The organism is Bifidobacterium colobi, from assembly GCF_018555455.1.
GTDB lineage: Bacteria > Actinomycetota > Actinomycetes > Actinomycetales > Bifidobacteriaceae > Bifidobacterium > Bifidobacterium colobi.
Genome location: NZ_JAFEJU010000004.1, coordinates 299,973 through 319,737, shown reverse-complemented (window position 1 = coordinate 319,737; position 19,765 = coordinate 299,973). Strand labels below are relative to the sequence as shown.

Annotated in this window: 19 protein-coding genes and 1 tRNA gene; 3 read left to right on the top strand and 17 right to left on the bottom strand. The window is 57.7% G+C overall.

Going from position 1 to position 19,765, the window contains the following annotated elements:
• Positions 1-85: 85 nt before the first annotated feature.
• The 4 genes from JS530_RS07705 to JS530_RS07690 all read right to left on the bottom strand — a co-directional run bounded on the left by JS530_RS07705 (position 86) and on the right by JS530_RS07690 (position 4,337).
• Positions 86-1,627 carry a UTP--glucose-1-phosphate uridylyltransferase gene (locus JS530_RS07705; RefSeq protein ID WP_425350862.1) on the bottom strand — a complete coding sequence of 514 codons (1,542 nt, stop codon included), beginning with the start codon at positions 1,625-1,627 and terminating at the stop codon, positions 86-88.
• A 156-nt stretch (positions 1,628-1,783) separates the two neighbouring features.
• A complete protein-coding gene (locus JS530_RS07700) occupies positions 1,784-3,058 on the bottom strand; it encodes a hypothetical protein (protein ID WP_214376592.1) in 1,275 nt (424 codons plus the stop codon).
• Positions 3,059-3,369: 311 nt separating this feature from the next.
• A tRNA-Pro gene (locus tag JS530_RS07695) sits at positions 3,370-3,443 on the bottom strand.
• Positions 3,444-3,575: 132 nt separating this feature from the next.
• Positions 3,576-4,337 (bottom strand): class I SAM-dependent methyltransferase, encoded by a 762-nt coding sequence (locus JS530_RS07690; RefSeq protein WP_214376591.1) that lies wholly within the window; start codon positions 4,335-4,337, stop codon positions 3,576-3,578.
• A 348-nt stretch (positions 4,338-4,685) separates the two neighbouring features.
• On the opposite strand from JS530_RS07690, the gene JS530_RS07685 reads away from it, so the two are divergent.
• Both JS530_RS07685 and JS530_RS07680 read left to right on the top strand, forming a co-directional pair.
• Positions 4,686-5,327, top strand: a complete 642-nt coding sequence (locus JS530_RS07685) for an Abi family protein (RefSeq protein WP_214376590.1) — start codon at positions 4,686-4,688, stop codon at positions 5,325-5,327.
• A gap of 91 nt (positions 5,328-5,418) precedes the next feature.
• Entirely contained in the window at positions 5,419-5,793 is a 375-nt protein-coding gene (locus tag JS530_RS07680) for a hypothetical protein (protein WP_214376589.1), read from the top strand.
• Positions 5,794-5,878: 85 nt separating this feature from the next.
• Here JS530_RS07680 and der read toward each other — a convergent pair whose 3' ends face one another.
• The gene (gene der / locus JS530_RS07675; RefSeq protein WP_214376588.1) at positions 5,879-8,008 is read right to left on the bottom strand and encodes a bifunctional cytidylate kinase/GTPase Der; all 2,130 of its coding nucleotides are present in this window, start codon (positions 8,006-8,008) and stop codon (positions 5,879-5,881) included.
• On the bottom strand, positions 8,005-8,775 hold the full coding sequence (locus tag JS530_RS07670) for a pseudouridine synthase (RefSeq protein ID WP_214376587.1): 771 nt from the start codon (positions 8,773-8,775) through the stop codon (positions 8,005-8,007). The genes der and JS530_RS07670 overlap by 4 nt, the downstream gene beginning before the upstream one ends.
• A gap of 204 nt (positions 8,776-8,979) precedes the next feature.
• Between JS530_RS07670 and JS530_RS07665 the strand changes: the two genes are divergently transcribed.
• On the top strand, positions 8,980-9,951 hold the full coding sequence (locus JS530_RS07665; RefSeq protein ID WP_214376586.1) for an MIP/aquaporin family protein: 972 nt from the start codon (positions 8,980-8,982) through the stop codon (positions 9,949-9,951).
• Here the strand turns inward: JS530_RS07665 and JS530_RS07660 are convergent.
• The 11 genes from JS530_RS07660 to JS530_RS07610 all read right to left on the bottom strand — a co-directional run bounded on the left by JS530_RS07660 (position 9,850) and on the right by JS530_RS07610 (position 19,757).
• On the bottom strand, positions 9,850-10,152 hold the full coding sequence (locus JS530_RS07660; RefSeq protein ID WP_214376585.1) for a DUF3017 domain-containing protein: 303 nt from the start codon (positions 10,150-10,152) through the stop codon (positions 9,850-9,852). The two genes, JS530_RS07665 and JS530_RS07660, sit on opposite strands and share 102 nt — an antisense overlap.
• Before the next feature lie 107 nt (positions 10,153-10,259).
• Positions 10,260-11,897 carry a bifunctional phosphoribosylaminoimidazolecarboxamide formyltransferase/IMP cyclohydrolase gene (gene purH / locus JS530_RS07655; protein WP_240541135.1) on the bottom strand — a complete coding sequence of 546 codons (1,638 nt, stop codon included), beginning with the start codon at positions 11,895-11,897 and terminating at the stop codon, positions 10,260-10,262.
• Complete coding sequence (locus JS530_RS07650) at positions 11,894-13,168, bottom strand: cell division protein PerM (protein WP_240541134.1); 1,275 nt, start codon at positions 13,166-13,168, stop codon at positions 11,894-11,896. Before JS530_RS07650 ends, purH begins: the two co-directional genes overlap by 4 nt.
• Before the next feature lie 74 nt (positions 13,169-13,242).
• Positions 13,243-14,154, bottom strand: a complete 912-nt coding sequence (sucD, locus tag JS530_RS07645; protein ID WP_214376584.1) for a succinate--CoA ligase subunit alpha — start codon at positions 14,152-14,154, stop codon at positions 13,243-13,245.
• Entirely contained in the window at positions 14,154-15,356 is a 1,203-nt protein-coding gene (gene sucC / locus JS530_RS07640; protein WP_214376583.1) for an ADP-forming succinate--CoA ligase subunit beta, read from the bottom strand. Before sucC ends, sucD begins: the two co-directional genes overlap by 1 nt.
• A gap of 118 nt (positions 15,357-15,474) precedes the next feature.
• On the bottom strand, positions 15,475-16,056 hold the full coding sequence (locus tag JS530_RS07635; protein ID WP_214376582.1) for an adenine phosphoribosyltransferase: 582 nt from the start codon (positions 16,054-16,056) through the stop codon (positions 15,475-15,477).
• Between the two features lie 74 nt (positions 16,057-16,130).
• Positions 16,131-16,550 carry a preprotein translocase subunit YajC gene (locus JS530_RS07630; protein ID WP_214376644.1) on the bottom strand — a complete coding sequence of 140 codons (420 nt, stop codon included), beginning with the start codon at positions 16,548-16,550 and terminating at the stop codon, positions 16,131-16,133.
• Positions 16,551-16,638: 88 nt separating this feature from the next.
• Positions 16,639-17,703, bottom strand: a complete 1,065-nt coding sequence (gene ruvB, locus JS530_RS07625) for a Holliday junction branch migration DNA helicase RuvB (protein ID WP_214376581.1) — start codon at positions 17,701-17,703, stop codon at positions 16,639-16,641.
• Positions 17,703-18,332 carry a Holliday junction branch migration protein RuvA gene (gene ruvA / locus JS530_RS07620; protein WP_214376580.1) on the bottom strand — a complete coding sequence of 210 codons (630 nt, stop codon included), beginning with the start codon at positions 18,330-18,332 and terminating at the stop codon, positions 17,703-17,705. The genes ruvB and ruvA overlap by 1 nt, the downstream gene beginning before the upstream one ends.
• 78 nt (positions 18,333-18,410) lie before the next feature.
• Positions 18,411-18,995 carry a crossover junction endodeoxyribonuclease RuvC gene (gene ruvC, locus JS530_RS07615; RefSeq protein WP_214376579.1) on the bottom strand — a complete coding sequence of 195 codons (585 nt, stop codon included), beginning with the start codon at positions 18,993-18,995 and terminating at the stop codon, positions 18,411-18,413.
• A 6-nt stretch (positions 18,996-19,001) separates the two neighbouring features.
• Positions 19,002-19,757: a YebC/PmpR family DNA-binding transcriptional regulator gene (locus tag JS530_RS07610; protein ID WP_214376578.1), complete on the bottom strand. Its 756-nt coding sequence runs from the start codon at positions 19,755-19,757 to the stop codon at positions 19,002-19,004.
• Between the last annotated feature and the right edge of the window lie 8 nt (positions 19,758-19,765).

The following is a 19,765-nucleotide window of genomic DNA, read 5'->3' as shown; positions in this document are numbered from 1 at the left end:
TATTAGAGGGTTTTTTCTTCAGTTTGTGTCATTTCGCCAAATTTCACGACTCTTTTTGTCAAAGTCGCGAAATTCAGCGGTTTTTCTACACCCAATCATCCGGTTCGATGCCTTGCGGGCCAACGTATTCGCCGTTTGGCACGTAGCTCGGCTCTTCGCGATCCTCGAGTTTGGCGTCTGCGAACATGCTCACATCGCGGCCGAACGTCCAGTCTCCCCTGATGGTCACCGAATTGGCAGCGGCCAGCGACGGCACCGTGTACGGGAAGCGCTCGTCGAAATCATGGATGTTCTTGTAGAAGCGCGGGTCAAGGTCAACGTTCGGGAATACATAGTTGCCATCTTCCATCTCGTAGGTGTCGGTGAGATGGAAACGATCGGAACGCATGATGAACAAATCATTCGTGGTCTTCACCGGCAGGAAGCGCATACGATCCACCTGCACGCAGATGGCACCGTTGAACAGGCCGATGGCGGCGCCCATGGCGGTTTCCAGCTGGATGACCTGCTCGGAATCCGGATTGGTGGGATCCACGGTCTTCTTGTTGCGAATCACCGGCAGCGGCAGCACGCCGTTGTATTCGGCGAGCTTGGCTTTGAGCGAATCGATGCGAATCCAGATGGAGTTCGTGTTGAAATACGGGTGCTTGGAGATGTCCTGCGCCGCGGCCTTGTCGTCCGGATGCACCTGGCTCATTTCGCGCAGCATCAGACGGCCGGTCTGCTTATCGCGCACGATGTGGCCGCCCTTGCGGTCGGCGGGCGTGCGGATGGCCACTTCGGCCATGAACGGGGCGCCGGTGTTCTCGAAGTGCTGGGCCAGCGTACGCGACGGGCGTGCGCCGAGATTATCGGAATTGGAGATGAACAGGTACTTGAAGCCCTTCTCCTCCAGCACGTCCAGCAGGCCGGACTCCCAGATGGTGGAGAACAGGTCGCCGTGGCCCGGCGGGCACCATTCCAGATCGGGGTTCTCGGGGAAGCTCACCGGCTCGCCGGTGGCGGCCACGAGCTTCGGCTCCTGATGCTGGATGATTTCCATCGGGATTTCGGTCTGTTCGAACTTGCGGTTGTGCTTCAGGACCTTCATCGTGTCTGCGGAGGTGCGGAAGGAGTTCATGAAGGTCAACGGCAGTTCCACGTTCAGACGTGTGCGGGCGGTCAACACCTGGCCGATGATGATGTCGATGAAGCGCATCTGCTTGGCCTTGTGGCGGCGCACCGGCAGCAGGGATTTCGCACATTCGAGGCCCATGGAGGTGCCGAGACCACCGTTGAGCTTCAGGAACGCGGTTTTGGCGAACGCATCCACAGCCTTATCGTGATTGATGGTCTCGTACACATCGTGGAAGCTGGGCACGCGTTCCAGCGGCTCCACGTCTTCCTCGCGAATCCAGCTGGAGGCCTCTTCGTTGCGCCACACGTTGAACAGATGATGGAACTGGCTGATAGCCGTCTCCGTCATGCCATGCTCGCGCATCTTGGCCGCCGAATGCTCGAAGATCGCATCATCGGCATTGGCGGTGCTGGTGACGGTGTCGCTGGCGTTGGCCTTATTGGCAGTGTTGTCCACGTCGGGTTCCTCTCCCCCGCGGCTCAGCTGAGTGCCCTCGGTCGACTCGGTCATGCAAATCCCTTTCACTGAAACTAATGTGCACTAGTCTATCGCGCGAACTCCGTATGCGCGACGCGAAGCCTCATTCGAGTGAAAAACTTCAGTGGATACGTGGCCGCGCCCGGTATTTTGATTGATGTGAATCATGACATGACGTTCTCGCATTGGTTATTGCCAATCATCTCGATGGATCCACTCGTCGTAAGTCATTTCGGGGATGCCTCCGGGTGGCAACGGTATGCGGCGGAATGGGTCGGAGTCCCGAAGATAAGTCTCGGCCCATGCCAGATATTGTCCAAGCTCATGCGCATACGGTGAATTAGGGCCGCGATCCTCCACACCTTTTCGCAGCAGCTCCACAGCCGCCTCGAATTCCTTGTGGCGTACGATATCGGAACGAAGCTGGTCGAGTGTTTTCATCCAACGCTCGTATGCTTCGGTTTTTCTCCGCAGCTCCTCCATCCGGCGCATCTGCTCGAGTCGTTCGATTTCCTCTTGTCGCTTCCGTTCGGCTCTTTGGCGGACCTCCTCAGACATCTGGTTGATGATATCGAGCACTTTGTCCAGTTTGTTTTCCAGTTTGACGGATTTGGAATCCTCCACCATGGCAGTTGAATAGCTGGTTTTACGGATTTCTATTCTCATAGTGTCTGTCGGCACGTAATCATATTTGGGATAGCTCCGCCATCCCAATTTACTGCTGTGCTCGCGCTCCTTGTCGGTGGGAACATGTTCCACACGCCTGTTCTTCATGCTGACACGGATGATGGCTGGACAGTCGCCAGCATCGATCGTGAACAGATCAGGGCCTGATGAAACGCTGCGTCTGCGTCCGGTCCATTCATCTGTTTCATACACCGTAGGATTTGCAGTCACCTTCCATCCGCGACGAAGCGCCTCCTGCACCAGCGCATGCAGCATAATCAAAGCGCGTTGCTGTTGTTCGGCGGGGACATCTAGACGTTTCCTATGTTTCATGAGATCGCGTATGGCCGGATGCGGTCGAAGAATCTTGGCTGGAATCGGGATTGTCTCGGATCTGCCTGTGGAATGCAGCGAATCGCTCTTCTCGCTGATGCTCTCTTCGCGGCATTCAGTATTGATCGAGGCGGCTGACGTTTGAGCGGAAGGCTCCGGGCTCACATTCTGTTTGACACGTTGTGCACTCTGCTTTTCAGCGGACTGTTTCTTGCTGCCGTTAGCTGCTGAGGTTGGTATCGTATAGTCGCCGTGTTCAAGGTAGTGGCGACCTTCTTCGGTAAGAGAGGCGGACCAATGCCGCCCATGCCCCGCGGCATTGATTAGTCCTCGGTTATGCAAAGCTCTGGCGGAGGCGAAATGTGCCGAGTCATCGGGAACATATCTGCCGGACGGACATCCTTCGCTAATCCATCTGAGCACTTCGAATTGAGCGTCGTTGAGTGGGCTTCTTTGCACATCCATAATCCAATTATGCGACTTGTAACGAGGATATGGGATATGTTTGGGTGCGTCCAATAACCACTAGAATCTTTTTGCTGTATCGAAGCTGATTCTGATGTGCTTTGCGGCAATTGACCAATGTGAAGGCGAAGGCATGCCACCATGGAGGAATCCCTCTTGCAATCGTCTTATTGGTAAAAGACGTTTTCCGGATTCAGCACTCCAGTACACGCGTGGCACCTAGTCTGTATGCCATCGTGTCCCATCGTGTCCAGAACGATTCAACGCGAAAAAACTAAAGCCCGGAATCGTTGAAATTCCGGGCTTTTGGGTCGGACCAGCGGGATTTGAACCCGCGACCCCTTGACCCCCAGTCAAGTGCGCTACCAAACTGCGCTATGGTCCGATGTTGCAAAAGCAACAGTCAGGTAATTTACCATGCATTACCGATTGCTCAAAATCAGATGCGTGTCGTAAGAAAGATGGCTCGTGGCATTACAACCCAATCAATAGCCCAATAGCCTATAGCCGCAATTCGCTATATATCGAATCTCACCAACTCGCTGGCCACCATGCAAACGGTATCGTCGGTCATTATTCCATCAACCGCACGCTGATCGAACAGCGTATTGACCCACGACCGGTAGGAGGCGTAATCCGGATCAGTCGGCAGTGGGCTATGCGAATGCGAATCCATATACGCTTGCCAAGACCTGCGCGTGTAACGAATCGGGTTCGGAAATGCATGGAGCGCAGGATTGTGGAAGAACATGGCTGTCGTGTCATCAAAGTGCCGGATGCTGCCCGTGATGATATCGCCATCCTCATCGTGTCGATCCGTGCGCATTGCCGAGTCGAACGATGTAACGTTGTATAGCGACACCAGCAGATACCGTCCATTACACGCGATGCGCCGGCATTCGGCTGCGAATCGGTCTGGGTTGAACCAGTGCATCGCTTGGGCCACGGTAATGACATCCACACTGTGCGCCGGAAGTCCAGTGTAATCGGCGGTACCATCGTGAACAGTCACATTGGAGAACTCGCGCATACGCTGAACCAGCTCCGTACGCATATCGGCATCCGGCTCTACGGCATGAACAGGCAACCCCAAACCGGCAATGGCGCTGGTGAACTTACCGGTGCCGGCTCCTATATCCGCGATTGTCGCATTATCGCGAGCAGCCTCGCCAAGTCCATGCCGTATCAACTCATCGATGTATCGGATTGCCGTTGTGGGATAGCCCGGCCTTCCTTCCGCGTAGACTCGAGCCTTGCCGTGAAATTTTGTCTGTTCCATGCTTTCAGCTTAGGCACTTCAGGCGGAACCAGTCTGCTATTTGAAGGTAGTCGGTCGAGAATCAAGGGGCATGCAGACCGACAAAGCCGAACGGCTCGTCGCTGATGGTCAAACGGCTAGACTGCTAGACATATTTCGGCTATAACCTCACGTTTTGTTCTCTAATCTGTAGCGGGTCATCGTCCTATAAGCCTAGGTTCATGATTCAGACAAGAAAAAACCCCGGGGTTTCATGATGTTTCGCATGAGTGACGTTCCGGGGCATTCAACGGTAGTATAGCCGGTATGAGTCCCGACAGTTAATCCGTCACGCTCTCTGATTTGCGACGATGGTTCTCTGTCGAACGCATGGACACTTACGTGCGTTCCGCGCAGGTCACTGGATGCGACGTGGTCGACCTGTACGTGTGGAACGGACGAATCTCCAAGGCTTTGCTTGAGGATGTCGCACATGTGGAGGTACTGCTGCGTAACTTCATGTCCGTCCGCCTCGCCAACGCATGCGGACACGATGACTGGTACAAGGATGATGCGAGGTTTCGGTTCAACTCATCGAGGACAAGACGGTTCGAGAACTCGATTGATGAGATCGAACGCCAGATACGGTATTCGGGCAAATCGGTCACAGCGGGGCGTGTGATCGCCGACATGTCACTCGGATCGTGGTGCTTCCTGCTCTCGTCCAGACTGGAGCAGACCGTGTGGAAGGCGCTTCGTGACCCGGCGAATGGCGGCATGCCGAACTATCCATTCCGTAGACGCGCCATGTTCGAGAGCCATGTCAAGACGATGCGCGACTTGCGCAACCGTCTGTCTCATCAGGAGCACATTGTGCTTGACAATCTTGCCGATGAACAGCGCTATCTGGATGAGCAGTGCGCTAATCTCGACTGGATTGCCCGCGCCATCGATCCAAAGGCCGCTGACTGGATACACAGCCAATCACGAGTGGCGGCATTATGCGCAATACGTCCTTGCACCCATTCTTGATGACTAATTCGTTTCGTGGATGTACTTAGGATACCGGTGGCATGCAATCCATAATTATTAAGCGTGTATTTACGGGAAGCACGGGGAACTCATGAGCAACGATGACATACCGCAGTGGCGGGTTATGATTCCGACCGACGCTAATGCGAGTGGCCGTCAGAGCGATAACGGTAACGGAGCTGAGACCCTTGACGAGCTTTACCATGTCGTATCATTCACGGCAAAGCAAATTGACCGGACGATGATAACCCTTCATGACATTGCCATGACATCAGGTCCGCTATGGATTTCATACGAGGAGACGGGCGCGTTTAATGACGCGGCTGTGGCTCTCTCGTTGGTTCAATCACGAATCGACAAGGCATACGATTCGGATGAACATGACGGTTTGGGACTGTTGGCCAAAACAATCATGAGCTACGGCCTGTGGTGTGTGGTCAACGGAGGAATACCCTCAACGGATTAGTCGTTGAACACCATGCTTCTGATTGCAATAATCCCTCCAACCGATTCAGTGGTTGAAGGGATTATTGCAATCGCGTACCCCGCTACTACTTGCGCTTCTTCTTTTCGCGGATGTTCACCGAGATCTGAATCGGCGTACCTTCGAAGCCGAACTCCTCACGAAGCTGGCGTTCGATGTAGCGGCGGTAGCCGTGCTCCAGGAAGCCGGTGGCGAAGATCACGAAACGCGGTGGACGCGTGGAAGCCTGCGTGGCGAACAGAATGCGCGGCTGCTTGCCACCACGCAGCGGATGCGGGTGCGCGGCCTGAATCTTACCAAGGAACGCATTGAGCTTACCGGTGGGAATACGCTGATCCCAAGATTCCAAAGCCGTGTGCATCGCATTGGACAAACGGTTCGTATGCCAGCCGGTCTTCGCAGACAGGTTCACGCGCTGCGCCCAGGTCACACGGTCGAATTCCGTGTTCCACAGGCGCTCCAAGCGCTGCTTGTCGAACTCGTCCATGGCATCCCACTTGTTGAACACCAGCACGATGGCACGGCCGGCATCCACCGCAGTGGACATAACCTTCAGATCCTGATCGGAAATCGGCTGCGAGGCGTCGAACAGAATCAACGCCAGTTCGGAACGTTCGATTGCCGCCTGCGTGCGCAGGGAGGAATAGTATTCCGCACCGGTCAGCTTATGCTGGCGGCGCTTGATGCCAGCGGTATCGATAAACAGCCAGTCCTCACCGTCAATGTCGATGATCTCATCGACCGGATCGCGCGTGGTGCCGGCCAGATCGTTGACCACGGAACGCTCCTCACGAGCCAGCTGGTTCAGCAGGGAAGACTTACCCACGTTCGGGCGACCCACCAAAGCCACACGGCGCAGGCTGGAAGGAGTCAAGAAACCAGAGGTCTTCTCCGCCTTCTTCAGCTTGTCGAGCGCGGCATCGAGCAGTTCGCCCACTCCCCTGCCGTGCATGGCGGAAACCGGGTACGGTTCGCCCAAACCAAGCTTCCAGAATTCAGCAGCCATGTATTCGCTGGCATGGTCATCGATCTTATTGACAGCCAACGTGACCGGCTTGCCTGCGGCACGCAGCATCTTGACGATGCGTTCATCGGTATCGGTCATGCCCACCTGAGCATCCACCACGAACACCACGGCATCAGCCAACTGCACGGCCACCTGAGCTTGGGACGCGATTGCGGAATCAATGCCTTCCACGTCAGCTTCCCAACCGCCGGTGTCCACCAGCTTGAAATCAGTGCCAGCCCATTCGGCGTCGTAGCTCACACGGTCGCGAGTCACACCCGGGGTGTCCTCCACTACGGCGGCACGACGGCCGAGAATACGATTCACCAGTGAGGACTTGCCCACGTTCGGGCGACCCACCACAGCAAGTACGCCAACCGGCTTCGGGCCGGCCTTGCGCGGGCCTTCAGCAAAGCCGCGGCCGGAAATCAACGCCTCATCGGCCTCATCGAGGTCGTAGCCTTCCAAATTGGCGGCATACTGCTCGTATTCCTGATTCTCAATGGCGCCTTCCACCAAGCCGATCAGCACATCAAGCGTATGCTCAAAGTCCATATCCGAGTTGTCCACGGTGGTCACGCCATCGGCTGCGGTGAGGAAGCTGGTCACCTTGGAATCAGCCTTATCGCGGGCGGCCACATCTTCGGCACCCACGCCGGAGACAGCCTGACCGGTACGGCGTGCCTGACGCACCTCCTCGCGGGCGGTCAACAGCACACGCACTTCGGCATCCGGAGCCACCACGGTGGTGATATCGCGGCCTTCAGCCACAATGCCCAGTCCGCCGGAGAAGGAATCCACGGAAGCCTCGCGGGCAATATAGGCACGCTGCGCGGCAATCAGCACATTGCGCACCGGAATCACATTGGACACCTTGGACACATGCGAGGAGACTTCGGAGGAGCGAATCGCCTCGGAAATATCCTCGCCATTGGCGAACACGCGCGGATCATCCGGATCCACGGAAATGTCGAAGTGATCGCCGGTGAAGAATTCGCCCACCGCTTCGGTCACTTCGCGCTCATCCACGGTTTCGGCATCCAGATCGATGCCCTGCTTCAGGCACCACCATGCGCAGGCGCGGTACATGGCACCCGTGTCCAGGTAAGCGTATCCGAAATACTTGGCCAGCGCCTTGGATGTGGACGATTTGCCCACGCCGGCGGGGCCGTCAATGGCAACGCGAATCACAGGCCAACCTCCTTGGACAGTGAACGAACCTCAGTCTGGGAAAGCACGCGGTAGGAACCGGACTTCAGGTCGCCGAGCTTGATCGGGCCGATCTGCGTGCGCACCAGGCGCTTCACCGGGAAACCGATGGAACCGAAGATGCGGCGCACAATACGGTTCTTGCCGGAATGCAGCACCACCTTGACCATCGTGTAATCACGGTTGGCGTCGATGATGGCGCAGTGATCGAGCTTGATCCAGCCGTCATCCAGCTGCACGCCGGTCTTCACCAAGCGGCGGCACACAGTACCGGACAAGCGACCCTCCACAGTGGCCACATAGGTCTTCTCGACCTCATACTTCGGATGCATGACGTGCTGGGACAGTTCGCCGTCATTGGTCATGAGAATCAGGCCCTCGGAATCGTAATCCAAGCGGCCCATGTGGAAGATGCGCTCGTACTTGTCTCCCACAATGTCGCGCAGCGTGTAGCGGCCCTTCGGGTCATCCATGGCGGAGAGCACCTTGCGCGGTTTGTTCAGCGCAAGAGTCACATGGTTCGGGTTCACGCGTACACGGGAACCGTCCACACGAACCTGCTGCGTTTTGGGATTCACACGGGAACCGAGTTCGGTGACCAGTTCGCCGTCCACCTCAACGCGGCCATCGGTGATCATTTCCTCGCACTTACGGCGGGAACCGAAACCGGCTTGGGCAAGCAGCTTCTGCAGACGAATGGAATTGGAATCATCATGCGCCTTCTGGGCGCGAGAATATGCGTTTGGCATCGTTCTCCCAACGTGGCCGGGCAGACTGCAGCAATCAACAATCAGTCTGCGTTTCATACAAATTTATTCCAAGAATTGGCTGGCTGAATAATTCTCAGCCATTTCCAACCACTTCATCATACCAGAGAGGCGGACTGCTGCTAGACTGGCAACCGTTTGTGTGGGTTCGCCCGCATTCGAAACAGATGAAAAGGATTAGTACCTATGGAAGAAACTAAGCAACAGCCGCTGGCTTTGCGCGTATGCGCCGAATTGGCCGGCAGCCTTCTGTTGTGCTTCGCTATCTACGCGTTCACCACTTGGGGTTCCGCCGTTTATGGCATTAACGTGGTCTTTGCACCGCTGGCGACCGGTCTCGCCTACGCGGTGATCACCGCTCTGTTCGCCCGCGTGTCCGGCGCTCATTTGAACCCGGCCGTTACCGTGGCCGCTGTGCTCACCTCCAAGACCAAGCTTGTGGATGGTGTGCTGTATGTGATCGCCCAGGTGATTGGTGCAATCGCCGCTGCTTTTGTTGTGGTCAAGCTGCTGCCGACCTCCGAGCAGGTCGCCGCCAAGGTGTGGCTCTCCCCCGCTGTCAATGGCTTTGAGCAGGGTTCCGTGTCCTATTCCCTGCTGACCCAGTACGGCATCACGTTCTCCAGTGTGCTGGCGATTGTGGTGGAGGTTGTGGCCACGCTGATCGTGGTGGCCGCCGCCATGTCCACCATGGGCAAGACCGATGCTTCCGCTGACCGTTATGCGCTGACCATGGGTGGCGCATACGCGCTTGCCGTGGCCATCAGCTATCCGGTGACCGGCGCTGGTCTGAACCCGGCTCGCTCGACCGGTATCGCTTTGGCTGCCATGAACCAGGGTCTGACTCAGAATCCAGCAGCTCAGCTCTGGATCTTCTGGGTTGCTCCGGTGCTCGCCGCAGCCATTGTGGCTTTGGCGATTATTCTGGTGCAGATGGCCGTGGCTCCCAAGCCGGTGGCCGTCAAGGCTGATGCCGACAAGGCTGCTGAGGGTGAGAATGGTTTGGAAGGACTTGGTCTTTCCGCTGATGATTCCGCCGCTCAGGAGAAGCTGGACCTAGTGAATGAGGTTAGCGGGGAACAGTCCGAAGAAGCTGAAGTACGTGACGAGCAGTCCGATTCCCAGAGCAATGCCGATGAAGGAGTCGAACGCCACTGAGCGTACTTTCCATGGGCTTTTCTCACGCATGATTAAACGAATAAGCCCGGTAACGATGGCCGTCACGGAAAGCAATACCGTGGCGGCCATCGTGTATCCAAGACCAGCCACAACGGTGATGATTGCCACAATGGCGAGGATGATCCATTCGAACCATGGCTTGCCTTCATGCGCTTCGGATACAAAAGGATGATTGTGCATGGGTATTCTTTCGTGTGCTTGGTACTCGGATGTAATGCTAGGGCTCCTCTCAACCATAGTCGAGAGGAGCCCTATTGATTATCGGCTGATCGTGAATCAGCTACCGATCAGTGGAAGAAGTGACGGGTACCGGTCAGATACATGGTCACGCCGGCCTTCTTGGCAGCTTCGATGACTTCCTCATCACGGATGGAGCCACCGGGCTGCACAATGGCCTTCACACCAGCGTCGATAAGCACCTGAGCGCCATCGGCGAACGGGAAGAACGCGTCGGATGCGGCAACGGAACCGGTGGCGCGGTCGGCACCATCAGCCAGCGTGTTGGCACGCTCAACGGCAAGATGGCAGGAATCCACACGGTTGACCTGGCCCATGCCGATGCCCACCGTGGCCTGATCGTGAGCCAGCAGAATAGCGTTGGACTTCACGCAGCGAATCGCACGCCAAGCGAACACCAGATTCTTGAGTGTGTCCGCATCGGCGGCCTCGCCGGCGACCAGCTTCCACGCATCCGGATCATCACCGGTGGCGTTGATCAGATCGGTATCCTGCACCAGAAGACCACCGTCGATCTGACGGATGGACTCGTGGCCCTTCGGCGGTTCCGCGACCTTCAGGATGCGCAGGTTCTTCTTCTTGGTCTTCAGCAGTTCCAATGCCTCAGCGTCATAATCCGGGGCGACGATCACCTCAGTGAAGATCGGACGCACGCTTTCGGCCATTTCAAGAGTGACCTTCGAATTGCAGGCAATCACGCCACCGTAGGCGCTCATCGGATCGCAGGCATGAGCCTTCTTGTGTGCTTCGGCAGCGGTTGCGCCGATGGCCAGGCCGCACGGATTGTTGTGCTTGACCACAGCTACGGCAATGGAGGGAGCCATATCCCACACAGTGCGCCATGCGGCATCGGCATCCACGTAGTTGTTGTAGCTCATCGGCTTGCCGCCGAGCTGCTCGGCGTGGGCGAAACCGGTCTGGTTCAGCGGGTCGATGTACAGGGCGGCCTGCTGGTGGGAGTTCTCGCCGTAACGCAGCGTATGCGCGCGATCCCAGGTGCGGGTGTACTGGGCCGGGAACTTCTGGGAGTTGACTTCAGTGCCCTGATCGTCCGTATCCACTTCCACGGTGTCCAGGGATGCGGGCTTCGGCCAATGCTTGGCGGTCCACTCGTTAATCGTGGCATCGTAGGCGGCAGTGTGGGCGAATGCCTTGGCAGCAAGCCACTTGCGTTCTTCCAGCGAGAAGCCAGTGCCGTCGGCCACACGGGAGGCCACCAGTGCGTAATCGGCCGGATCGGTGATGATCGCCACAGTGGCATGGTTCTTGGCAGCGCCACGCACCATGGACGGGCCGCCGATGTCGATTTTCTCGATGGTGTCGGCCTCGTTGGCGCCGGAGCGCACGGTGTCGGCGAACGGGTAGAGGTTGACCACAACCAGATCGAACGGCTTGATGCCGAATTCCTCAAGCTGCTTGGCATGCTCGGGGTTGGTCATATCAGCCAGAATGCCGGCATGAATGTACGGATGCAGCGTCTTGACGCGTCCATCCAGGCATTCGGGGAAACCGGTGACGTCGGACACCTCAGTGACCTTGACGCCGAGTTCTTGGAGCTTCTTGGCGGTCGAGCCGGTGGACACGACTTCGGTACCTGCCTTCACGAACGCGTCGGCGAGTACTTCGATTCCCTCCTTATGGAAAACGGAAACCAGTGCCCGTCGTATCGGCCTGTTCGTGTTTGTCATCCTTGTTCCTCCTTGGGTTCTTGGGATTGTGACACGTCTGACTGCGGCTTGGAAGCGGTGCTGCGAGCCGTATGAACAGTGGTGTTGGAAGACTTGGTTTTTCCAACTATCCAGAATATCGAAAAAACAAGCGCTGTGCCAATCAACGCGACGAGCCATGCCGTGGCCAGTCCAAGCGCGGTGGGATGGCCCACGGTGCGTGTGGAAACCATAACATCAACGCCTACATGTGCGAGGCGATGCTTGCCGAGCGAACCATTGGACAATGCGAACAGCAATGTGGAGCCGAGTGAAACCAGTACGGCGCTGATCGAGAATGCCACTGCTGGATACAGCAGATCGAAGATCATTGCACTGCGAATGCGCGCATCGCGAGCCTTCATAGGCCGGTACCGGAATCCTTGCGGCAGGAAGAGCACGAGCAGGCCAGTGACAACGGCAATCGCAAATGGCGTGACCATGGCCACCGTACGCCATAGATCGCTGGCAACCGGTTCGGGGAAAATACCGAACGCGGGAACGGCTGGCAACGAGTTCGACTGGCCGACCCACAGTGTGAAATTGGCAAGATCACCGATGGCGAAGCCCGCGCCGAACAGCCAGGAGATGGCCCAGATCATCACATTCGGCAGCCAGATAATCATGGCAATCGTGGTGAGTACGCGTGATCCGTTTTCCATGCCGGACATCTCGTAGATGGAGACTACCGCATCATGGTTGAGCACGATCCATATGATGACGGTAATCAGTCCGGCAAGCAGATACAGTCCAAGAATCAGTGCTCCGAGCATAACGCCGAGCTTGATGCAACGTACGGATTGATCGGAGAGCAGGCGATGCAGCTGTTTGTTCAGCGTTGATAACACATCGGTATGGAACAACGTGGCCACCGCATAGCCGAGCGCATATATCAGACCGGCTTTGCACAGGGTGAGCCACTGCGCATCAACAAGGCCGCCGTTCAACGATTGCCTGAACAACTGGTTGATGATAAGCCATGCAAGCAGTCCGGCTGTGAATTCCTGAATGCCCACCGCTTTCAGACGTACCGCGATGGAATCGATCAGCCAAACCAACATGAAGGTGAGCAGCAGCGGGACAATCGTAAGAGTTATCGAATCAGTTTCGAATCCGGATCCCTCGCTGAGCAACACTATCGCTTGAGTCAGCGGCACTGTGCTGCCGGTGAGATTGTCGCCGCCCTCCTCCATGGAGATGACCAGCAGCATCAGTGAGATGAAGCAGCCGAGAGCGATGGCGTATACTGCCATGGATGCGAGGGCTACAACAATCCCCCGCACCCATTGGCGTATCAATGTTTTCATAAAGACCGTTCTGTAGGCGATCAGATGATATGGCGTTCGGCGAGAATACCGCGCATGATTTGCGCTGCCTGGCCCGGGGTCTTGCCCACCGGAATGCCAGCGGCTTCAAGCGCGTTCTTCTTGTCTTGAGCAGTGCCCTTACCGCCGGACACAATAGCGCCGGCGTGACCCATCTGCTTGCCCTCGGGAGCGGTGAAACCGGCGATATACGCAACAACCGGCTTGGTCATATGCTCCTTGGCCCAAGCGGCGGCCTCCTGTTCGGCGAATCCACCGATCTCACCGATCATCATCACGGCCTTGGTGTTGGGGTCGGCTTCGAATGCCTCCAATGCTTCGAGCAGCGTGGTGCCCACAATCGGGTCGCCGCCGGCACCCAGGCATGCGGTGAAGCCGATGTCGGAGAGCTCGCCCATCAGCTGGTAGGTGAGCGTACCGGACTTGGAGACCAGACCCAGCGGGCCACGGCCAACAATGCCATCGGGAATGATGCCGAGGTTCACGCCCGGTTCGCCCAAGGTAACCAGACCAGGGCAGTTCGGGCCGATGATGCGCACGCCCTTTTCGAGCGCCAGCTCAACGAAGTATGCGGAATCGGCGACCGGAATGCCTTCGGTGATGACCACAATGAGTTCGATGCCGGCTTCCACGGCTTCGACCACGGCGTTCTTGGCGAAGCGCGGCGGCACGAACACCACGCTGGCCTTGGCGCCAGTGGCTTCACGTGCTTCCGCACAGGTGGCGAACACCGGAATGTCCGCGTCCTCACCGTTGCGGGATGCGGCGAAGGTCACCGACGTGCCGGCCTTGCGTGGATTCACGCCGCCAACAATGTTGGTGCCGGCCTTCAGCATGCGTGCGGTGTGAGTCATGCCCTGATGACCGGTCATGCCCTGCACGATAACGGGAGCGCCGTCTTCGATGAACAGCATCAGCGAACCTCCTTGGACGAAGTGGCTTCGGCCGCCAGCTGTGCGGCCTTCTGGGCAGCGCCCTCCATGGTTTCAGCCACATGGATGATCGGATTAGCGGCCTCGGCGAGGATATGCAGACCCTCTTCGGCGGCATTGCCGTCGAAACGCACCACGATGGGCTTGGAGCTGCCCAAGGTCTTGACGGCTTCGAGAATGCCGTTGGCCACCTCCACGCAGGAGGTGATGCCACCGTACACGTTGATGAACACCGACTCCACCTGCGGATCGGACAGCACGATCTCAAGGCTCTGGGCCATAACCGCTGCGGAAGCGCCGCCGCCGATGTCCAGGAAGTTGGCCGGCTTGATGCCGGTGCCCTGCTCCTCGCCCGCGCCGGAGACGGCATCGAGCGAGCTCATCACGAGCCCTGCGCCGTTGCCAATAACGCCGACTTCACCGTGCAGATGCACATAGTGCAGGCCGTGCTCGCGGGCCTTCTGCTCGAACGGGTCGGGGATAATCGGATCTTCAAAACGAGTCCAGCCATCGTGACGGAATGCGGCGTTGTCGTCCAAGGAAATCTTGGCGTCCAATGCGCACAGTTGCTTGCTGGACTCATCATCCGGGTCACCGATCTTGGCGAGCGGGTTGATTTCCACCAGTGTGGCGTCGTTCTCCTTGAAGCAGCGCCACATCTTCAGCAGAATCTGTGCGGCCTGATCCACGTCGGCGTGGTAGAAGCCGATGCTTTCGGCCATTTTGGTGGCGGCTTCAAGATCGAAATCGCCCAATGCCTCGATGTGCAGGCGCTTGACCGATTCCGGATGCTCCTTGGCGATCTCTTCGACTTCGGTGCCACCGTTGGCAGTTGCGAGCACGTCGAAGTCTCGGGAAGTGCGATCCACGGAGATGGACACATAGTATTCATGGATGATGTTCTTGGCCTCGGCCACCAGCACACCGGACACCTTGTGTCCGTGGATGGTCATCGGCAGAATGCTCTCCGATTCGAGGATGGCTTCGTCGCGGTTGTGCGCGATCTTCACGCCGCCCGCCTGACCACGGTGGCCAATCTTCACCTGTGCCTTGATGACGCAGGGGTAGCCGATTTTATCGGCGGCTTCTGCGACCTCGTGGGAATTCTGGGCGAAAATGGCACCCGGGGTGGGGATGTCCTGTTCCTCAAGCAGCTCTCGTGCTTGGTATTCGTAAAGGTCCATGGATCCTTCCCTGCTGAAATGAATAATCCGGCATGTAACTGTACATGGTACATGCCGGATAATAAAACGTGGAATTACTAAGTGAGACGGCTTGACGCTCAGGCTATGCCGATGGCGCTCAGGCTGGCATGGAAATCAGCGAGCTGACCGGAACATCACCAAGCTTTTCGATGCCGGGCAAACCGTTCAGCTTCATCACGAAGCTGAAGCCAGCCACTGTGCCACCCGCCTTCTCGATAAGATCGGCGGCTGCCTTGGCGGTGCCGCCGGTGGCGATCAGATCGTCAACGATGAGCACACGCTCGCCCTTGGACACGGCTTCGGTTTCGATTTCCACGCTTGCGGTGCCGTATTCCAGATCGTAGGACTCGCCGATGGTTTCTGGAGGCAGCTTGCCGGCCTTGCGCACGGCGATGAAGCCCTTTCCGAAATGCTCGGCGAGGGCCGGGCCGAACAGGAATCCACGGGACTCCAGACCGGCGATGGCATCGAATTCCTCAGGCTTGACCGGCAGGGCCAGTTCAAGGGCCTTCAACAGAATCTTCAAGCCGCGCGGATCGGCGATAACCGGCATGAAATCACGGAAGATAATGCCTTCCTTCGGGAATCCGGGTACGGAACGCACCAGGGATACCAGATACTCGGCATCCTCTTGGCCGACGGTGCTCAGTGCTTCGATGGTGATGTCCGACTGTGCCATAGTTTATCGCCTCTGTTGTCTTCAGAATCCTAAGATCGTTTACGGTCGTGTGGGCTTTGGAATCAACTACGAGATTACTTCGTTTCGTCGCTGTTCTTGGTTTCGTCCGTGTTGTTCGCGTCGTCAACCACGGTGGTTTCGATGGGCTCCTGGCCGGGCTCGTCGTTGGTGGGAGCATCCTGAGCCTGATCGGTGTCCGGCAGCGGGTTGCCGTTCTCATCCACCTCATCATCGGACACGTAGGCCGGACGAGTGTACTCGCGGGCGATGCCGTTGAACGAGAAACGCAGCTTGGATCCCTCGGAGTCGATAACGATCTCCTCGTACTGCTCATCGACTTCCACGACCTTGCCGATGATCTGACCGATGGTGATGACCTCGGTGCCCGGCTGCAGGTTACGCCGGAAATCCTGCTTCTCGGCCTGCTGCTGCTTGGCCTTCTTGGACTGCCACCACATCATGCCGCCGATCACCACGACCATCACGATAAGCATTGCGTATGAAGAATCCACAAAAACTCCTTTAGAGAAACGGCTATGGCGCGTATTGACACATAACCGGATTATGCAAACAGGCTAAAGTTTAGAAGAGCTTGCTGACATCATCCGTAGGCGTCAACCCCAGATGCTGCCATGCCTTTTCGGTGGCCACACGGCCTTTCGGCGTGCGGACCAGGAAGCCTTCGCGCACCAGATACGGCTCGCACACGGTTTCCACGGTTTCGGACTCCTCGCCCACCATGGCCGCCAGATTGTTCAGGCCTACCGGCCCGCCATTGAAGTTGCGCACAATGGCGTTGAGCACGGCGATATCCAAACGGTCCAATCCTTCGGAATCGATTTGATAGAGCGCCAACGCTTCCTTGACATCCGCGGGGCGTACCACAATCAGGTCATGGACGATCGCCCAATCGCGCACGCGGCGCAACAGTCGGTTGGCGATACGCGGCGTGCCACGGGAACGCAACGCCAATTCATGCGCCGACCCTTCATCAAGGTTCACGCCCAAAACGTTGGCGGAACGTTCGATCAGCTTCTCCAGTTCCTCATGCGGATAGAAATCCAAATGCGCGGTGAAACCGAAACGGGCTCGCAACGGGCTGGGCAGCATGCCCTCACGCGTGGTGGCGCCGATGACCGTGAATCGCGGCAGAGTCAACGGAATCGAGCTGGCACCCGGGCCTTTGCCGACCATCACATCCACACGGAAATCCTCCATGGCAATGTAGAGCAATTCTTCGGCGGCGCGAGGCAGACGGTGAATCTCATCAATGAACAGCACTTCGCCGGTGTCCAGCGAGCTCAAAATGGAAGCCAGATCACCGGCGTGCTGGACGGCCGGGCCGGAGGTGACGCGAATCGGCACTTCCAGTTCGTTGGCCACAATCATGGCCAACGTCGTCTTGCCAAGTCCCGGAGGACCGGCGAGCAGAATATGATCTGGCGGCACGTCGCGCTTGCGCGCCGCATCCAGGAACAATTGCAGCTGGGCTTTGAGCCGTGGCTGGCCGATGAAACCATCCAATACGTGCGGGCGCAGCTCCTCGTCGCTGACCGGCTCATTGCCGATGGGCTGCGAGGAGACCATGCGCAGGGACTCCTCATTAGCCCCCGTATTGGAGGTGCCGAAATCAAGTGACTCGTTCATTAGCGTCCCCTATCCATGAGTGCGAGGGCGAAACGCAATACGCGTGGCACGTCTTCCGCGGCCAGCGGCGTATTGATGTCGTTTTCGGCGATGGCTTCCTTCACCGCCTGCTGGGCGTCCTGCTGCCGCCAGCCCAAGGAAATCAGGCCTTCCACGACCTGTTCCATACCGGCATCGATGGGCTGTTTCGCCGTCGTCTGCGCCTTTGCGTCAGGCTGCTCGATCTGCCCCAGATCAATCGAGCCTTTCAGTTCGAGGATGATTTTCTGCGCGCCTTTCTTGCCGAGCCCTGGAGCTTTGGCGAGAGCGGTTGCATCATTGTCCGCGATGGCATGAGCCAACTGGATCGGCGTCAACGTGGACAGCAACGATTGCGCCACCTTCGGCCCGATACCGGAAACCTTGATGAGTTGCAGGAACGTCTTCTTGGCGTCACGGTCAAGAAAACCATGCAAGGTGACGGCATCCTGGGAGATATTCATATACGTATACACGCGAGTGTCTTCCCCAGCGTGCAGTCGGCCGAGATCCGAAGTGGACATGCGGACCTCGTATCCCACTCCCCCAACATCGATGAGCACGGAATCGGATTCCACCGATTCAACGCGCCCGGTGAGCATACCTATCATCTGCGTCCCTTTCACAGCCTGTGGTGTGCACGGGTAAACGCCGCACACCACAGTAATCGAACAACTGTTCGAAGTATACTACATGCCACGGTCGTGGTTCATGCGTCGCCGCGCCATGTGCTGTGCCGCTTCGGCCCATTGGCGTTGCGCGGGGGTCAGATGCTGCTCCCTCTCCCCGCCTTGCAGGGCACCGGCCGGCCTCAACGCATGGCATATGGCCAACGCCAACGCATCGGCGGCGTCGGCGGGCGTGGGCATTTTCGTCAGATTGAGAATACGCGTCACCATACGTTCGACTTGGATCTTCTGCGCCTGTCCGTTGCCGGTGATGGCGAGCTTCGCCTCGGTCGGCGTATGAAGCGCCACGGGAATATTGCGCTGCGCTGCGGCGAGCATGGCCAGTCCCGCCGCCTGTGCCGTACCAAGCACGGTATTGCGATTGGATTGGGCGAACACGCGTTCGATGGACACGCTATCCGGCGCGAATCGATCCATTTTCTCCGCCAAGCCATTGTAGATGGCGAGCAGACGCAAGTCCTGGGAGATATCCGGGGAAGAACGCACCACGTCGACGTGAATAAACGAAAGCCGGCGATGTTCGCCGGCTTCGATCACGCCGACCCCGCAGCGTGTAAGCCCGGGATCGACGCCAAGAATGATCACTGGGGATTACTCCTCGTCAAGCTGGGCCATGACCTCATCGGAAGCGGTCCAGTTGGAGTAGATGTTCTGCACATCGTCCAGATCGTCAAGGTTGTCGATGAGCTTGGACACCTTGCGGGCATCCTCAAGGCTCAGCTCGACCTCGTTCTTCGGCTGCATGACCTGATCGGCGGAGTCGTAGTCGAAGCCGGCATCCTGCAGGGCCTTACGCACGGTGAACAGATCGGACGGACCGGTGATCACGGTGAAGACCTCGCCGTCGTCGGTCACGTCTTCGGCGCCAGCCTCAGCGGCGGTCTCGAAGAGCTTGTCGTAGTCCACGCCCTCGGACGGCACCACAATCTGGCCCTTACGCTCGAAGTTGAAGGACACGGAACCGGAGGTGGCCAAGGAGCCGTTGCCCTTGGTCAGGGTGGAACGGACTTCAGCGGCGGCACGGTTACGGTTATCGGTAAGGCATTCGATGATCAGACCAACGCCGGCAGGAGCGTAGCCCTCGTACACGATGTCCTCGTAGTTTGCGGCACCGTCTTCAGCACCGGAACCACGCTTGACGGCGCGGGCGATGTTGTCGGCCGGCATGGAGGCCTTCTTGGCCTTGTAGATGGCATCGTACAGGGACGGGTTGCCGTCCGGGTCACCGCCGCCGAGACGAGCGGCGATTTCGATGTTCTTGATGAGCTTGGCGAAGAGCTTGCCGCGCTTAGCGTCGATAGCGGCCTTCTTGTGCTTGGTGGTCGCCCACTTGGAATGACCTGACATTGGTGCTC

Bases quoted from the DNA above. Each gene is read 5' to 3' on its own strand.
- ruvB (WP_214376581.1), bottom strand. From the start codon at position 17,703: ATGAACGAGTCACTTGATTTCGGCACCTCCAATACGGGGGCTAATGAG.
- JS530_RS07650 (WP_240541134.1), bottom strand. From the start codon at position 13,168: ATGGCAGTATACGCCATCGCTCTCGGCTGCTTCATCTCACTGATGCTG.
- sucC (WP_214376583.1), bottom strand. From the start codon at position 15,356: ATGGACCTTTACGAATACCAAGCACGAGAGCTGCTTGAGGAACAGGAC.
- JS530_RS07680 (WP_214376589.1), top strand. From the start codon at position 5,419: ATGAGCAACGATGACATACCGCAGTGGCGGGTTATGATTCCGACCGAC.
- JS530_RS07685 (WP_214376590.1), top strand. From the start codon at position 4,686: ATGGACACTTACGTGCGTTCCGCGCAGGTCACTGGATGCGACGTGGTC.
- JS530_RS07635 (WP_214376582.1), bottom strand. From the start codon at position 16,056: ATGGCACAGTCGGACATCACCATCGAAGCACTGAGCACCGTCGGCCAA.
- JS530_RS07660 (WP_214376585.1), bottom strand. From the start codon at position 10,152: ATGCACAATCATCCTTTTGTATCCGAAGCGCATGAAGGCAAGCCATGG.
- JS530_RS07670 (WP_214376587.1), bottom strand. From the start codon at position 8,775: ATGCCAAACGCATATTCTCGCGCCCAGAAGGCGCATGATGATTCCAAT.
- JS530_RS07610 (WP_214376578.1), bottom strand. From the start codon at position 19,757: ATGTCAGGTCATTCCAAGTGGGCGACCACCAAGCACAAGAAGGCCGCT.
- JS530_RS07700 (WP_214376592.1), bottom strand. From the start codon at position 3,058: ATGGATGTGCAAAGAAGCCCACTCAACGACGCTCAATTCGAAGTGCTC.
- ruvA (WP_214376580.1), bottom strand. From the start codon at position 18,332: ATGATAGGTATGCTCACCGGGCGCGTTGAATCGGTGGAATCCGATTCC.
- JS530_RS07690 (WP_214376591.1), bottom strand. From the start codon at position 4,337: ATGGAACAGACAAAATTTCACGGCAAGGCTCGAGTCTACGCGGAAGGA.
- sucD (WP_214376584.1), bottom strand. From the start codon at position 14,154: ATGCTGTTCATCGAAGACGGCGCTCCCGTTATCGTGCAGGGCATGACC.
- purH (WP_240541135.1), bottom strand. From the start codon at position 11,897: ATGACAAACACGAACAGGCCGATACGACGGGCACTGGTTTCCGTTTTC.
- JS530_RS07630 (WP_214376644.1), bottom strand. From the start codon at position 16,550: ATGCTTATCGTGATGGTCGTGGTGATCGGCGGCATGATGTGGTGGCAG.
- JS530_RS07705 (WP_425350862.1), bottom strand. From the start codon at position 1,627: ATGACCGAGTCGACCGAGGGCACTCAGCTGAGCCGCGGGGGAGAGGAA.
- JS530_RS07665 (WP_214376586.1), top strand. From the start codon at position 8,980: ATGGAAGAAACTAAGCAACAGCCGCTGGCTTTGCGCGTATGCGCCGAA.